Annotated in this window: 16 protein-coding genes; 4 read left to right on the top strand and 12 right to left on the bottom strand. The window is 55.6% G+C overall.

What is annotated here, in order from left to right; translation table 11 throughout:
- Positions 1-3: 3 nt before the first annotated feature.
- Together ACTRXA_RS06555 and ACTRXA_RS06550 are read right to left on the bottom strand one after the other, a co-directional pair.
- On the bottom strand, positions 4-312 hold the full coding sequence (locus ACTRXA_RS06555) for a NifU N-terminal domain-containing protein (RefSeq protein ID WP_442426410.1): 309 nt from the start codon (positions 310-312) through the stop codon (positions 4-6).
- A gap of 28 nt (positions 313-340) precedes the next feature.
- On the bottom strand, positions 341-907 hold the full coding sequence (locus tag ACTRXA_RS06550; RefSeq protein WP_442426409.1) for a tetratricopeptide repeat protein: 567 nt from the start codon (positions 905-907) through the stop codon (positions 341-343).
- Between the two features lie 233 nt (positions 908-1,140).
- On the opposite strand from ACTRXA_RS06550, the gene ACTRXA_RS06545 reads away from it, so the two are divergent.
- A complete protein-coding gene (locus tag ACTRXA_RS06545) occupies positions 1,141-1,869 on the top strand; it encodes a dolichyl-phosphate beta-glucosyltransferase (RefSeq protein WP_442426408.1) in 729 nt (242 codons plus the stop codon).
- Positions 1,870-1,877: 8 nt separating this feature from the next.
- Here ACTRXA_RS06545 and ACTRXA_RS06540 read toward each other — a convergent pair whose 3' ends face one another.
- From ACTRXA_RS06540 to ACTRXA_RS06505, 8 genes are all read right to left on the bottom strand, one after another.
- Entirely contained in the window at positions 1,878-2,669 is a 792-nt protein-coding gene (locus ACTRXA_RS06540; RefSeq protein ID WP_442426407.1) for an ABC transporter ATP-binding protein, read from the bottom strand.
- A complete protein-coding gene (gene cobC, locus ACTRXA_RS06535) occupies positions 2,666-3,346 on the bottom strand; it encodes an alpha-ribazole phosphatase (protein WP_442426406.1) in 681 nt (226 codons plus the stop codon). Before cobC ends, ACTRXA_RS06540 begins: the two co-directional genes overlap by 4 nt.
- Before the next feature lie 96 nt (positions 3,347-3,442).
- On the bottom strand, positions 3,443-3,625 hold the full coding sequence (locus tag ACTRXA_RS06530; RefSeq protein ID WP_442426405.1) for a hypothetical protein: 183 nt from the start codon (positions 3,623-3,625) through the stop codon (positions 3,443-3,445).
- Between the two features lie 516 nt (positions 3,626-4,141).
- On the bottom strand, positions 4,142-4,855 hold the full coding sequence (locus ACTRXA_RS06525; RefSeq protein ID WP_442426404.1) for a DUF420 domain-containing protein: 714 nt from the start codon (positions 4,853-4,855) through the stop codon (positions 4,142-4,144).
- Between the two features lie 21 nt (positions 4,856-4,876).
- Positions 4,877-5,053, bottom strand: coding sequence for a hypothetical protein (locus ACTRXA_RS06520; protein ID WP_005009069.1), 177 nt, complete (start codon positions 5,051-5,053; stop codon positions 4,877-4,879).
- A 6-nt stretch (positions 5,054-5,059) separates the two neighbouring features.
- Positions 5,060-5,641, bottom strand: coding sequence for a hypothetical protein (locus tag ACTRXA_RS06515; RefSeq protein ID WP_442426403.1), 582 nt, complete (start codon positions 5,639-5,641; stop codon positions 5,060-5,062).
- A 170-nt stretch (positions 5,642-5,811) separates the two neighbouring features.
- Positions 5,812-6,600, bottom strand: coding sequence for an HmuY family protein (locus ACTRXA_RS06510; protein WP_442426402.1), 789 nt, complete (start codon positions 6,598-6,600; stop codon positions 5,812-5,814).
- Positions 6,601-6,611: 11 nt separating this feature from the next.
- Entirely contained in the window at positions 6,612-7,547 is a 936-nt protein-coding gene (locus ACTRXA_RS06505) for a hypothetical protein (RefSeq protein WP_442426401.1), read from the bottom strand.
- A gap of 238 nt (positions 7,548-7,785) precedes the next feature.
- On the opposite strand from ACTRXA_RS06505, the gene ACTRXA_RS06500 reads away from it, so the two are divergent.
- Both ACTRXA_RS06500 and ACTRXA_RS06495 read left to right on the top strand, forming a co-directional pair.
- Positions 7,786-9,783, top strand: a complete 1,998-nt coding sequence (locus ACTRXA_RS06500) for a (Fe-S)-binding protein (RefSeq protein WP_442426400.1) — start codon at positions 7,786-7,788, stop codon at positions 9,781-9,783.
- 128 nt (positions 9,784-9,911) lie between these two features.
- Positions 9,912-11,612 (top strand): glutamine--tRNA ligase/YqeY domain fusion protein, encoded by a 1,701-nt coding sequence (locus ACTRXA_RS06495; RefSeq protein WP_442426399.1) that lies wholly within the window; start codon positions 9,912-9,914, stop codon positions 11,610-11,612.
- 5 nt (positions 11,613-11,617) lie between these two features.
- Here the strand turns inward: ACTRXA_RS06495 and ACTRXA_RS06490 are convergent, their stop codons facing one another.
- On the bottom strand, positions 11,618-12,322 hold the full coding sequence (locus tag ACTRXA_RS06490) for a hypothetical protein (protein ID WP_442426398.1): 705 nt from the start codon (positions 12,320-12,322) through the stop codon (positions 11,618-11,620).
- Between ACTRXA_RS06490 and ACTRXA_RS06485 the strand changes: the two genes are divergently transcribed.
- Positions 12,312-13,004, top strand: coding sequence for an HNH endonuclease (locus tag ACTRXA_RS06485; RefSeq protein ID WP_442426397.1), 693 nt, complete (start codon positions 12,312-12,314; stop codon positions 13,002-13,004). The genes ACTRXA_RS06490 and ACTRXA_RS06485 overlap by 11 nt on opposite strands.
- Positions 13,005-13,329: 325 nt before the next feature.
- Here the strand turns inward: ACTRXA_RS06485 and ACTRXA_RS06480 are convergent, their stop codons facing one another.
- Positions 13,330-13,728 carry an endonuclease domain-containing protein gene (locus tag ACTRXA_RS06480; RefSeq protein WP_442426396.1) on the bottom strand — a complete coding sequence of 133 codons (399 nt, stop codon included), beginning with the start codon at positions 13,726-13,728 and terminating at the stop codon, positions 13,330-13,332.
- Positions 13,729-13,846: the final 118 nt, after the last annotated feature.

Here is a 13,846-nt window from a genome sequence, read left to right as displayed (position 1 = left end):
GGGTCAGCCTTCGATGCGCTTGATCGTTTCGATGATGCGGGAGGTGATGGTGCCCCAGCGCACTTTCTCGTCCTTCGTCACCTGAACATCGTTTCCCAGAATCCAGACGCTTTTGACGCCGCGAATCTGAAACAGGGCGTTGGCGAGGGGATGGTCTTTCGCGTATTCCGGGCCGGAAAACGACTGGCCGGTTCCCGGCGGAATCAGGGTCTTGTTCAAACGAAACGTCACCAGGTCCGGGTTGCGGGTGACTTCGGCTTTGACTTCCAGCGTCATGGGTGCCTCGAGTTGTGAGTTTTGAGTATCCAGCATGAGCGATCCTCGTGAATCAACGGTAATATTATTCGTAACCGAATTGTTTGCGGGCCCCGTCCAGGGTTTCCCGTGTGGCGCGGGCGGCCTGGTGCAGGCCCTGTTGGTCGAACAGGTGCACGGCTTTTTCCAGGTTTTGCAGAACCAGCAGTTTGAACTGCGGTCCTTTTGAATAATTCAGCAGCGCCCAGCCCAGGTTGCCGTGCGCCTCGGCATTGTCCGGAACGCGGTGGACGACCAGGTTGAGATGTTCGATCGCCTGGTCCCACTTCTCCATCAGGTTGTAGATGTTGCCCAGCCTGAGACGCACTTCCATGTTCCCCGGCTCCAGTTGCCGCGCCCGTTCAAATGCCGCGGCGGCGCGATCGTATTTCCCGATGGCCTTGTAGGCGAGACCCAGGTTGAAGAACGGCCCGGTGGCATCCGGGTTGATCTGGATGGCCTGGTGGTACGCTTCCACGGCCTCCTCCCATTTGCCGGCCTGGCTGAGCTGGTTGCCCTGCATCCACCAGTCGCGGGCGTCATCCGCGTGGCCGGGAACGGGAACCGTCCACAACCACAGGCCTGCCAGCACAATCCAGAGGGCGTTTCGCACGAAGGTCTCCTTGTCCCATTGGGTCAACCGGACGATTCTATACCAATTCCGGGAATGTTGACAAGCCGTTGCATGGATATCGTTCATCCCGATCCGGGGGTGGCATGGAACCTGATTGTGGAAAAGGGGATATTTTGGCCGGGGGATGGATTTCCCGCCGCATTTGGTGTTTAATGAACGGCGTTTTATCTGGAATATGAATTTGTTTTATTCATCCCTCCTGTGAGCCATTCATGCCTGCCGATCCGTTTTTGTCCGTGGTCATCCCGTGCCTGAACGAGGAAAACCGCCTGGGTTCCACTCTCGAAAAAGTGACCGCGTTCCTGAAAACCAAGGAGTACCGCTGGCAGGTGCTGATCGTGGATGACGGCAGCACCGACCGCACGGTGGAGGTTCCGGCCCGCTACATGACGGCGGAAGAATGCGTGGTGCTTAAAAACGACGGCAACCGCGGCAAGGGGTATTCCGTGCGGCGAGGCGTGCTGGAGGCAGCGGGGGAGTTTGTGCTGATTTCCGACGCGGACCTCTCCACACCGATCCGGGAGTGGGACCGGTTCCTGCCGCACCTGGAGGCGGGGTGCGATGTGGTGATCGGTTCGCGTTCGCTTCCGGATTCCAACGTGGTCAAAAGACAGGCCTGGTACCGGCAGGGCATGGGGCGCATCTTCAACAGGATCATCCGGTTTCTGGTGATCGACGATTTCGTCGATACCCAGTGCGGGTTCAAGGCCTTCCGCCGAAGTTCGGGCGGACAGTTGTTTCAGAAAATGCGGATCGATCATTTCTGTTTCGATGTGGAGATGCTGTTTCTGGCGAAGAAGGCGGGTTTGAACGTGCTGGAGCTTCCCGTCGAATGGCATAACTCTGAGGATTCCCGCGTGCGCATCCTGCAGGATTCGTCGAAGATGCTGAAAGACGCCATTCGCATCCGCATCAATGACCTGCTGGGCCGTTACCGGTAACCCGCGCTTTATTTTTTACGTGTCGGTTGGCATCCCGTGATCCAGAACCGCCCGCCGTTTTCCTGCACACTCACCCGGCATTCCAACGCTTCCGAAAAGGCCTCACTGGTCAGGATGTCCTCCTTTTTGCCCTGCGCGAAGACGCGTCCGTGTTTAAGCAAAAGGACGTGCGTGATGGCGGGGAGAATTTCCTCGATGTGGTGGGTCACGTAGATGAGACTCCGGTTGCGAATGCGCCGGGAGAGGGTGTCGAGAAACAATTCGCGTGTCGGGATGTCGAGCCCCGCGCAGGGTTCGTCCAGCACCAACAGGTCCGGCCGGTTCACCAGCGCCCTCGCCAGGAGCACGCGGCGGGCCTCCCCATAAGACAACTGCAGAAACCGCCGGGGTGCCAGATGCAGGATACCGAGGTGGTCCATTTCCGCCTCGGCCTTCTGCGTTTGCGCGGCGCGCACGTCCTCCCACAACCCGATACTGGAAAAGAACCCCGACTCCACCACTTCCAGAGCGGTCACGTTCTGGTCGTACTGCCTCTGGAATTCGGCGGAGACGAAGCCGACGCGTTCGCGGATTTCGAACAGGCCGTGCCACGTTTTGCTGTTGAACCAGTAAACCTGTCCACCGTCGAGAGGCAGGATCTCGCCGAACAGCAGTTTCATGAGAGTGGTTTTGCCACACCCGTTGTTGCCCACCACGGCCCAGTTTTCGCCCTCGTGGTGGGTCCAGTGGATTTCCTTCAGCACCTCGTTGTCGCCACGGTACACCGTGGCGTTTTCAACGCGGAGAAGGAACGGTTTCATGGCAGGCAGGAGGCGATTTCGCGGGTGGAGCCGTTCATCAACTCGACCACGACCTGGTCGGTGTAATACTGGATGACGTTGATGGCGGCGTATTCCTGCGCGAAACGGAACAGGTGGGCAGTGGGAATGCCCAGAAGGTGGCTCAGGATGGTGCGGTTGACGCCGCCGTGACTCATGATGGCGATGACGTCGTTCGGGTGTTGCTCGACGATGGCGTTGTAGCGGGGCACGACGCGCGCGGCCAGTTCATCGAAGGTTTCGCCCTCGTCGGCACGGAACAGCTCCGTGTTCTTGATGCGTTTTTCCATCTCTCCCGGAAACTTTTCGGTGAGTTCCTTGACCGACATGCCCTCCCATTTACCGAAAGACAACTCACGCAGGTCGGGAAAGGTGACAGGCTCCAGGTTGTGTTTTTCCGCGATGAGACGTGCGCCGGTAAAGGTGCGTGTGAGGTCGCTGGAATAGACGGCTTTGAGCGGGAGCGGACGGAGCGCTTCTGCGACTTCCTGCATCTGCTGTTCGCCCTTGTTCGACAATTCAACGTCGTAATGGCCGTTCATGCAGATGAGGTGGGCGTTGGCCACCTCGCCGTGGCGGATGAGGTACACGCGGCACCCCGGTTCGCCTTTGAACTTGCGGGTGCCGGGGTCCGAGGGTATGAAACTTTTTGAGGACACGGGAATGCGCTTAAATAAAAAAATGACAAGCCGGGGGCTTGTCATTTTTTATACAACAATGATTGAACGGGAAATGGGTAAAACAGGGGACGGGGATTAATGTCCGCCGCCGCCACCGCTACCGGAAACCCACAGGTAGTGGAATTCCAATCCCTGTACCTTCATGAGGGCTACGTTGATGAGGTAGTAGTAGCCAGCCATGAGGACGAAGGCAATCAGGAAGTGGATGATCGACTTGGGGGTGATCCACCGTTTCTTTTCTTCTTGCGTCTCTTCCATTTATCAATGCTCCAAATATACTGGTTAGAAAGTTAATCCATGGGCCGGTGTGGGGCTTAGCGCCAAACCGAAGCGAACCAGTAGAAAAACCACAAACTGAAGATCACGGTAACGACGTAAATCCAAGGACCCGCTTTTTCTTTGAGTTTTTGAATGTCCATGGGTTCCCTTTTCCCTTCTTCAACAAAGTTAAAAACCGAAACTGTATGCTAAAAACCTTGACACCTTAAACAGGCGAATGGTACCTTACGCAATCTTAATTTCACCTAATTTTTTGATCAAACGACTTTCTTATGTTTACCGGAAAAGACGGAAAAATCTTTAACGCGATCGTTGCTATCGGCTTGGGTGTTAACGTTTTATTCGCCGTGTACTTGCTGCTGATGTACTTCGAAGTCATTTGATCCAGCGAAAGATATCACCGGATCAGACGGGTGTCAAGGGTAAAAAAGCCCTTTTTTGCCTTCCCTGAAGCCTCTTCAGGCCCTTGTGTCGAAAGGGGTTAGAGCATCCACCCTAGGCCGCCCGCACGGGGTAAAACACGTACAGCAAAAGGTAGGTGGCGGTGCTCGTCACCAGGATCAGCGCGAACAGCACCATGGTGCCCCGGCCCAGGATACGGTGACGGCGGTCCCCCTCCGGCAGCAGTTTTTCGATCAGCTTTTCAACGCTGATGACCAGCGCGATGGTGAGGAAGATGAGGAAGTAGGCGATCATCGAGCCGATTGATTTGCCTGCCGCCATCAATACGACCTGCAAACCCGCCCAGATGGTCAGCAGCCAGATGTAAATCCGTTTGAAGCGTGCCGGGTTCGCCTTCAGTACCCCGGTCTGCAAAGTCCATTTCCCGTCCACTTTTTTCGACGCGCGGAAGCCCTCGATGATCATGTAGGGGGTCAGAATCAGCCCCAGAGTCACCAGCACCAGGTGCGTGGTGAGAATGGGAATGAACACGTTGTTGTAAATGCTCTCCGGTCCGCCGAACCCTTCCTTGCCCTCCAGCGATAACACGCCGAGCGAACGGGTGTAGTAGTAGCCGATGAAGTAAACCACCATCGACACCATCGAAACGAGAATGAGCTTGTGATGCCGGGTGCCGTCGCCTTTTTTGGCCTGCCACCAGGCAAAAAGGAACATGACGGTGAAGATGACCGCGAGCAGGTAACTGAGGTCGGCCCCCAGGGTACTGGTAGCGATCAGGAATCCGGGTTTTGCCAGAGTTTCCTTCATGATGGCCTGCGAAAAGGGTGGTTACTGATTTTTTTCGAGGAGCAGGGTGCCTCCGTAGAACATGGCCACTCCGGCAATTGAATAGTAAAGCAGGAATTCCATGCCCACGGGTTGAAAAAACTTGAACACCACGTAGGTGATGATGGCCAGTCCCACAATCTGCAGGGACCGGCCGAGATAATACAGAAACGGATTCATGCGGCGTTAACCTTTCAGGCCGCTCCGAACCTTCTGGTTGGCGTCGATCAGGGTCTGGATGTTGCTGCGGACATAATCCTGGATGGTCTCCTGGACCATGATGAGGGCCAGTTTGCCCTGCACGGTAAAAACCCCGGGAATTTCAGGCAGGGATTCTCCCGATCCGGATTGCAACGCCTCGTACCGCTTGATGATTTCATCGTTTTTGTACAAATCTTCCAATGGATACGTGTACTGGCACTTCACGTAGTCGCGTTCCTTTTCGGTTTCCTTTTTGGAATCCCACACGATATTTTCACGTTCAACAGAAACCGGTTTTTTCTCGTCGTTGTTCAGGATGCTTTTAATCTTGTCAAAATACACTTCCATTGCTTTTTCGTCTTTAACTTCATCCTGCGGGATTTTGGAACTGATTTCGAAACCGAGCTGGTTGTCCTGCAAACTGGGGCGGCTGATTTCGTAAGTGATGTCCGCATGGTTGAAGCGGCGTCCCTTTTTGGGTTTGTACTTTTTCTGCAACTCTTCAATCAACTGGTTGACGCCTTCGCTGGCGAACTGGTTGAAAAGAATTCCTTTCAAGCTTGGCATTGAGCGGGTCTCCTGCGTTTCGATGCAATTGTTCAACAATCCGGTCCGCGACTGGGCGGAAGGGCGCATGGCCGGGGTTCCGCGGGATGCGGGGGCGTTTCCGCGAAAACTTCAATTCTAATACATTTTCCGGTGATATTGCCAATTTTCCGTTCCGCCGGAACCGGTTTTTACATTTTCGGCGTTTCCAGCACGGAAGTGGTGGAAAAGGATCCGGAATTCTTCAGGAAATTGGGGGAACCGTTCGGCTGGTAGGCGTACTTCATCTGGATGCACCCCGGCTGTTTGTCCGCACAGTAAAAGTTCTGAAACTGAATCTTGGCGTAGTTGCCCTCCGCAGTACGCAGGATGTAAATGTTCTTGCGCGCGGTCAGCTTATGCGTGATGTAGTTGTACTTGTACCATTGTGCAAGCACCGGGTTTTCGGGTTCGGTTTGGGTGGCCTTGTCCTGGATGAATTCGCGGTCCAACGGCACCTCTTCAACGGCGTCGTAGCTCACTTCACCCATGTCCATCAGGCCCGCCTTGCCGATCTTGTTGGTCATTCCGCTATTGGAGATGATCTTGCCGCGGCGAAAGGCGAGATCCCATTCGAGGGAGGACCGGTCATGGATTTCCACCGGGCCCCCGCGCGAAAAATCGTAATACCGCCAGGTCTGTTCGTCGCGAGCGTCCACCACCACCACGCGGGATTTCAGCAGGTGGCTTTCCGGAATCACTTCGGTTTTCAACGTGCCGCCCACGTTCGCCGGACCTTTTTTCTTGGTCGCTTCCATGCTCGGCTCGTCCATGGTTTTGTTGATTTCGGCGAATTTGACCGGAAGCCACCAGATGCCGATCAGTAACAGCGTGACGCAAAGATTCAGGATGAACAGGTTGCGCCACAATTTGTGTTTTTTCCGGGCCTCCGGGCTGACCGGCTCATTTTCCTGGACAGGGGTGTTGAATGGTTCGCTCATGATTCTTCTATCTATTTAATGTTTCTACCGGGTTTATTGGTATTGAACACGTCAAACGCCTCGAAAGTTTTCTTGATGGCTTCCTGCGAAAACTCCTGTTTGCTCAGCCAGCGTATCTGGCCTTTAAACAGGTTTCCCAATTTGGGGCGCTGGGTGCCGACATACCGGGCGGCCCAGATGACTTCCCCCGTTTCGGTACTGATCAGGAATGCGCCGAATTCGACCGACGCGGCGAGGCTTTCTTTTTTCTTTCCGTGACGGTCTTCATACTGGTTGCTGAAACGGGTGACCGCACCGATTAGAACAGCATCCATTTTATCACCAGCATACGGCAAATCATATCCCGGTTGGGAATTTTCAGGGCCGCTTTTGGAATCTTTGGGTCCCTTGCCGGAAACAGGCGGTAGAACCCGCCCGGGATGGGTGATTTGCAGGTAAAACTCATCCACCATTTTTTGGGGAGGTATGACATTGAGTTTGGACAGGGTTTCGAGTTCGGTGGTCACCTGTCCTGCCAGAAACTTGCCGGCATCGGGGTCGCGTTCGTTGACGGGGATCTTGTTTTCAAAATGCACCACGCCGATGCGCCGGAGCCGGGAAAACAGCACGGGGTTGAAAACCTTGCTCTGCACCTGGTCCTGCGGCGGAAGCTGGATCAATTCATAATAGTATTTCGGTATTTTATGCTCCCCGATGAACCGTTTCATGTAGTCCGGGAACGGGTGCGGGTCGTTGATGTCGCCGCTCAGGTTCGGGTTCAGGGACGGGTACTGGCCCATGGGCACGCGGCTTCGCGGGTGTTCGTGAACGTAAGTCCTGGGTTTTTCCTGCGGCAGGGGGAAGGCGTCGTCAACGGGAAAGGCCTGCGCCGGGGAGACCCAACCGATGCACGCGGTGAGGCCGATCAGGTATAATGCATTCTTGAATGGAGCCGTATTCGAGAGCATGCGAAAATGCTCCTTATTAAAGGTTGCCAACGTTCTCCCCTTGCACCGTTTGATATAGTTTCAATATAACACACGGTGGGCACGGGGCAAACGGGTTTCGGGTCGGAAAATTGCTGATTTCACAAGAAGTTATGGGAATTCGGCCTGTTTCATCAAGGGACTCTGGTGAATTTTCCGGCCCCTTCAAACACGCCTCTCAGGGCGTTCTTTTTTCTCAACCTTACACCTGATCGCTCTTATGGACCCCATCACTCCGGGAGGCATCGCTCCCGCCTGGCACCCCTGGGTGCTGGCCTCGCTCACGCTCGTATCTCTTGCTGTATTCCTTTATGCAATCTGGCCGAAATGGCAGGCGCTCCGCCGGGCGCAACCGGAAAACCGCTTCGACCGTCCGCTCGACCGTCTGTTCCAGACGCTGAAGATCGCCATCGCGCAGTCGAAGATGTTCAAGGACCGGGGCGCGGGCTGGATGCATGCGCTCATTTTCTGGGGATTCCTCGTCCTGCTCCTGCGAGCCGCCGAATTTTTTCTCATCGGGTTCTTTCCCTTGATGGAAGCCCCGGCATTTCTCGATGCTCCCCGCGGGTTGTACTACGCGGTGAAGGACGGGTTCGTGGTGCTGGTGACGGCGGCCTGCCTGTACGCTCTCTACCGGAGGCTGGTGGTGAAACCGAAACGGCTCAACCTGTCCGGCGAAGGCATCCTCATCCTCGTGCTCATCCTGCTCATCATGCTGTCGGACATGGTCTATGAAGGCGCGCGGCAGGTCCTCGTGCCGGAGGAGGCGACGCCGTGGGCCTGGCTGGGCGGGCTCCTCGCGCAGGCGGGCCTGGGCGGCATGGACCGCGCATCGCTGATCCCCATTCAGGCGGCGGGTTTCTGGACGCACATCGTGGCGATCCTGTTCTTCCTCGACCTCCTGCCGCGCTCGAAACACTTTCACGTCATCACCTCCATCCCCAACGTGTATTTCTCCAACCTGGATGCGGGCACCAACTTGCACCGCATGGATTTCGAGGATGAGGACCGCGAGTCGTTCGGCGTCAATGTCATCGAGGAGTTTTCGTGGAAGAAACTGCTGGACCTGCACACCTGCACCGAGTGCGGCCGCTGCGATGTGTTCTGCCCGGCGCTCAACAGCCAGAAACCGCTGTCGCCGAAACAGTTCACCATCGACCTGCGCGACCACCTGAACGCGCGCACGCCGGAGTTGTTGAAGGCGGACCTTGCGGAAGGTCCGGCGGTGATGGGCGGGGTGATCCTCGATGAAACGGTGTGGTCGTGCACCACCTGCGGCGCGTGCGAGGAGGAGTGCCCGGTGATGATCGAGTACGTCAACAAGATGATCGATCTCCGCCAGGGCATGGTGCTGATGGAATCGCGCTTCCCGAAGGAACTCAATGACGCCTTCAAGTCGCTGGAGTCGCACAGCAACCCATGGGGCTTCCCCGGCACCAGCCGCGCCGACTGGGCGAAGGACCTGAGCGTGAAGGAATGGGACAAGAACAACCCCACCGAGTACCTGTACTTTCCCGGGTGCAACGGCGCGTTCGACAACCGCGGCAAAAAGGTGGCGGCGTCGGTGGTGAAAACATTGCAGGCGGCGGGCGTCGATTTCTCCATCCTCGGCAACCGCGAAGGGTGCACCGGCGACCCGGCCCGGCGGCTGGGTAACGAGTACCTGTTCGACATGCTGGCCACGCAGAACGCGGAGACGTTCAAAGAGGAAGGGGTGGTGAAGGTCATCACGCACTGCCCGCACTGTTTCAACTCGTTCAAGAACGAATACCCGGAATACGGCGTGCACCTGGAGGTCATCCACCATTCGCAACTGCTCGCCGACCTGGTGCAGAACGGCAAACTGAAACTGGAGAAAGCGGACGACAAGGTCGTGTACCACGACTCGTGCTACATGGGCCGCCATAACAAGGAATACGAAGCGCCTAGAAAGGTGATCGAACAGGCGGTCCCGGAGGGGGCGCTGATGGAGGTGGAGACCAGCCGCGAGCGCGGCACCTGTTGCGGTGCCGGCGGCGGACGCTTCCTGCTCGAGGAAAACACCGGAACGCGCGTCAGCCACAACCGCGTCGACGAGCTCATGCAGACCGAACCGGAAACCATCGCCGTCTCCTGCCCGTTCTGCGTGCTGATGCTGGAAGACGCGCTCAAGGCGAAGAACCTGAACGAGAAGGTGCGGGTGCGCGACATCTCGGAGATGATCACCGGAGGGCAGTGATCCGGGCCGCTTCCATCTTTTTAAAAAAGGAGGTCCCGCCCGTGTGCTGCCGCCTTGTACGCCTCCCGGCTTTCCATTAATATGTGGGCGTGTTGAACAGCCCGAACTTCCCCTAACCCGCGAGACCCATGAACGAATCCCGAAACCCATCCGACACGTCCGAAGAATCCACCCAGCCGTCGCATTTTGTGCGGCGTCACATCCAGGAAGACAACGCCAGCGGCCGTTTCGGCGGAAAGGTCGTCACCCGTTTCCCGCCGGAGCCCAACGGCTACCTCCATATCGGTCACGCCAAAAGCGTGTGCCTCAACTTCGGCATGGCGCTGGAGTTCGGCGGCCGCTGCAACCTGCGCTTCGACGACACCAATCCCGTTAAAGAGGAAACCGCATACGTCGAATCGATCAAGGAAGACGTGCGCTGGCTCGGTTTCGACTGGGGCGACAAGGAATACTACGCGTCCGACCACTTCCAGCAGTTGTACGAGTGGGCGGTGCAGTTGATCAAATCGGGCAAGGCGTACGTCGATGACCTGAACGCCGACGAGATCCGCGAACACCGCGGCACGCTCAGCGAACCGGGGAAGGACAGTCCGTACCGCACCCGCACCGTCGAGGAAAACCTCGACCTGTTCGAGCGCATGAAGAACGGCGAGTTCGATACCGGCGCGAAGGTCCTGCGTGCGAAGATCGACATGGCGTCGGGCAACCTCAACCTGCGCGACCCGGTGCTGTACCGCATTCTGAAAGCGCCGCACCACCGCACGGGCGACACGTGGTGCATCTATCCCATGTACGACTGGGCGCACGGACAGTCGGACTCCATCGAGGGCGTCACGCATTCCATCTGTACGCTGGAGTTCGAGGACCATCGTCCGCTGTACGACTGGTGCCTCGACGCGCTGGGCGTGTTTCATCCGCGGCAGATCGAGTTCGCGCGGCTTCACCTCACGCACACCGTGCTGTCCAAACGCAAGCTCATCCAGCTGGTGAAGGAGGAGTATGTCGATGCGTGGGACGATCCCCGCATGCCGACGGTGAGCGGACTCCGGCGGCGCGGCTACACGCCGGATTCGATACGGGACTTTTGCGAGCGCATCGGCGTCGCCAAATCCAATAGCACGGTGGAGCTGGGCCTGCTCGAGTTCTGCATCCGAGAACATTTGAACATGATCGCCACGCGCGTCATGGCCGTCCTGCATCCGTTGAAAGTCGTCATCACCAATTACCCGGAAGGGCAGGTGGAGGAGTTGCAGGCGGAGAACAATCCGGAAGACGCGGCGGCGGGTCACCGCACGGTGCCGTTCAGCCGCGAGTTGTACATCGAGCAGGAAGACTTCATGGAAGACCCGCCGAAAAAATTCTTTCGTCTTGCGCCGGGCCGCGAGGTGCGCCTCAAGCACGCCTACATCATCAAGTGCGAGGAGGTGGTGAAGAACGACCAGGGGCAGGTGGTGGAGCTGCGTTGTACTTACGACCCGGAGACGAAGTCCGGCCAGACCACCGATGGCCGCAAGGTGAAGGGGACACTGCACTGGGTCTCCGCGCCGCACGCGTATGAGGCCGAGGTGCGGCTTTACAATCATTTGTTTGTGAACGAAGACCCCGAAGACATCGAGATTCCCGCCAGCATCAACCCCGATTCCCTGGAAGTGCTGAAAGACTGCAAGCTGGAGCCCAGTTTGAAAGAAGCGAAGGTTGGCGACCGCTTTCAGTTTTTACGCATGGGGTACTTCGTGGTGGACAGCAAGTATTCCCAGCCCGGCCAGCCCGTGTTCAGCCGCACCGTCCCCCTCCGCGACACCTGGGCTAAAATCCAGAAGAAGGGGTGAAATGTTTACCATTTCCACCAAGTTTTATTACGATTGGGGTTGGTAGTATGAAACCATTTGATTGGCTCGGAGCCTTTTGGAATATTTAGTCCCTTCCAGAAATCAGAGGGACTCATAAGCTTTAAGGTTTTTGTTTTGTCTTTCAGGTTCTTTATAAAATTTTTATCGAAAGTTAAGAGCACGTCATAATTTCCAAATCGTTGATCTCCAATTTCCGCCTCTGCTAAAATTCGGCAGTCTTCTTCTTGCTTTTTTCCACCTTTGTGAAAGCCAAAGTAATAATTTTTTCTCTCTTCGATCATGGTTTCTGCAAACTCAAATGGGAAATCTTCAAAAATATTAGAAATAGTGGCGGTGTGTTCTTCGAGCCGCATATTGTTGCTAATTTTTTCAATTTGTTGGATTGCGGTTGGTGTCAATCCAAAGGTCAAATTTGAATATAAGTAGATTCTTACAGTAGCAACCCTTTCTTTTGCGGAGTCCCAGTTATCATTATTTGGGTTGTATTCTAAAAAGTTTGCTTCCACAAAATAGGTAGCGATATTTGAATCTAATGCTATTCTAAGATTCATATTCCTTATAGGGAATGAAAGTTCGGGCAAGAATGACTCAATAAATTGTACTGTGATTACTTTAACCTGACAACGGTTATACATGAGTGCTGAAGGGCGGAGGGGATGGACGCGGGAGGAGTTGCTGGTGGCGATCAATCTGTATTGCCGCATCCCGTTCGGGCGCATTCATGTCCGTAACCCGGAGATCATCCAACTCGCCGAAAAGCTGGGCCGCACGCCGGGATCGATCAGTTACAAACTCGCCAACTTCGCCAGCCTGGACCCTTCCCTGGACCGACGCGGCGCCGCCAACGTCAGCAAACTCGACCGCGAAGTGTGGAACGAGTTCTTCGAGGACTGGGGCAGCATGGTCTATGAGAGCGAACTGAAAACCGCTGAACTGTTTGGCAGGGAAGAAGCGTTTCAAGAGACTCTTGATCCAAGTTTCAAGGAAGGTGAGACGCGTGAACAAACCGTTCAGGCACGGGTGAATCAGAGGTTCTTCCGCAAGATGGTGCTTTCCAACTACGATCAGACCTGTTGCATCACTGGCCTTGCTAATCCCGATCTCTTAGTCGCCAGCCACATCGTACCGTGGTCGCGGGATACCCGGAACCGGCTCAATCCCATGAATGGCCTATGCCTGAACGCCCTGCACGACCGGGCTTTCGACCGGGGACTGATCGCCGTAAGCCCCGATTACGAAGTGATGGTGTCTTCCCAAGTCAATCACGATTTATTTCAGAAATATAAAGGCAGGCGTTTGACCCTGCCTCGGAGGTTTCAACCCGATCCCGCGTTCCTCGAATTCCACAGGAAAGAAGTTTTCGTGCGGTGAGGTGGGTTGGCCGGTAGCGGGAACAGCGCCATTAAATTTCCTTCGTCGCCTGCGGCTCCTCATGAGAGAACGTAAGGAAAAATCCCCCTAGCCCCCTTCACAAAGGGGGGATCGGCCCCCCTCCAAACCAAAATAATTCCCGCGCCAAAACAAATTTTTCATTCAAATAAGTTTCAATACATCTCGTCTGAGGGAACCGAGAAGCCATGTTGTTTAATAAGCTTTGCGTGCCTCCCTTTCCAAGGGGATCAAAGGGTATGGTTGCTTATAATCGTTCCTCTCCCCTCGAAGAGGGGGCGCAGTTATTCCCCCTTTGTGAAGGGGGCTAGGGGGATTTTTCCTCCTTCTTCCCAATGACTCGTTCCACCTCACCCAGCACGCCTTCGATGTTGTGCATCACTTCCCGGTTGGTGAATCGCACCACCGTCAATCCCTGCGCTGACAGAAATTCCGTCCGCGCCTGGTCTTTTTTCTTGGCCTGTGGTGTTCCATGCGTGTCGCCATCGATTTCGATGACCAGCTGGTGGCGATGGCAGTAGAAATCGACGATGTAAGATCCGATCGGTTTCTGGCGGTTGAATCGGGTTTCCTTATAAAAGGGCATCTGGCGCAGGTGATACCAGAAGTGCTTTTCTGCAGGAGTGGGTTGGTTGCGCAGTTCGCGGGCTTTGTCGGTGAGGGATTCGTCGTAGGGCAAGAGGCGTTTTCGATGTTTACCTGGCATGGTAGAACACCCTGGAAAAATTATTAATTAGACTTCGTTGCCTGCGGCTCCTCAGACTAAAACACCTTAATGAAAAATCCCCCTAACCCCCTTCGCAAAGGGGGGACTGTTACATTGT

Source organism: Nitrospina sp. P1_D6, assembly GCF_052156615.1.
Lineage (GTDB): Bacteria > Nitrospinota > Nitrospinia > Nitrospinales > Nitrospinaceae > Nitrospina.
The sequence above is the reverse complement of the archived record's forward strand: the minus strand, read 5'-3'. Positions and strand labels throughout refer to the sequence as shown.

Coding starts and splice junctions, on each gene's coding strand:
- ACTRXA_RS06515 (WP_442426403.1), bottom strand. CDS start 5,641: ATGCCAAGCTTGAAAGGAATTCTTTTCAACCAGTTCGCCAGCGAAGGC.
- ACTRXA_RS06500 (WP_442426400.1), top strand. CDS start 7,786: ATGGACCCCATCACTCCGGGAGGCATCGCTCCCGCCTGGCACCCCTGG.
- ACTRXA_RS06495 (WP_442426399.1), top strand. CDS start 9,912: ATGAACGAATCCCGAAACCCATCCGACACGTCCGAAGAATCCACCCAG.
- ACTRXA_RS06505 (WP_442426401.1), bottom strand. CDS start 7,547: ATGCTCTCGAATACGGCTCCATTCAAGAATGCATTATACCTGATCGGC.
- ACTRXA_RS06525 (WP_442426404.1), bottom strand. CDS start 4,855: ATGAAGGAAACTCTGGCAAAACCCGGATTCCTGATCGCTACCAGTACC.
- ACTRXA_RS06520 (WP_005009069.1), bottom strand. CDS start 5,053: ATGAATCCGTTTCTGTATTATCTCGGCCGGTCCCTGCAGATTGTGGGA.
- ACTRXA_RS06555 (WP_442426410.1), bottom strand. CDS start 312: ATGCTGGATACTCAAAACTCACAACTCGAGGCACCCATGACGCTGGAA.
- ACTRXA_RS06510 (WP_442426402.1), bottom strand. CDS start 6,600: ATGAGCGAACCATTCAACACCCCTGTCCAGGAAAATGAGCCGGTCAGC.
- ACTRXA_RS06530 (WP_442426405.1), bottom strand. CDS start 3,625: ATGGAAGAGACGCAAGAAGAAAAGAAACGGTGGATCACCCCCAAGTCG.
- ACTRXA_RS06545 (WP_442426408.1), top strand. CDS start 1,141: ATGCCTGCCGATCCGTTTTTGTCCGTGGTCATCCCGTGCCTGAACGAG.
- ACTRXA_RS06540 (WP_442426407.1), bottom strand. CDS start 2,669: ATGAAACCGTTCCTTCTCCGCGTTGAAAACGCCACGGTGTACCGTGGC.
- ACTRXA_RS06480 (WP_442426396.1), bottom strand. CDS start 13,728: ATGCCAGGTAAACATCGAAAACGCCTCTTGCCCTACGACGAATCCCTC.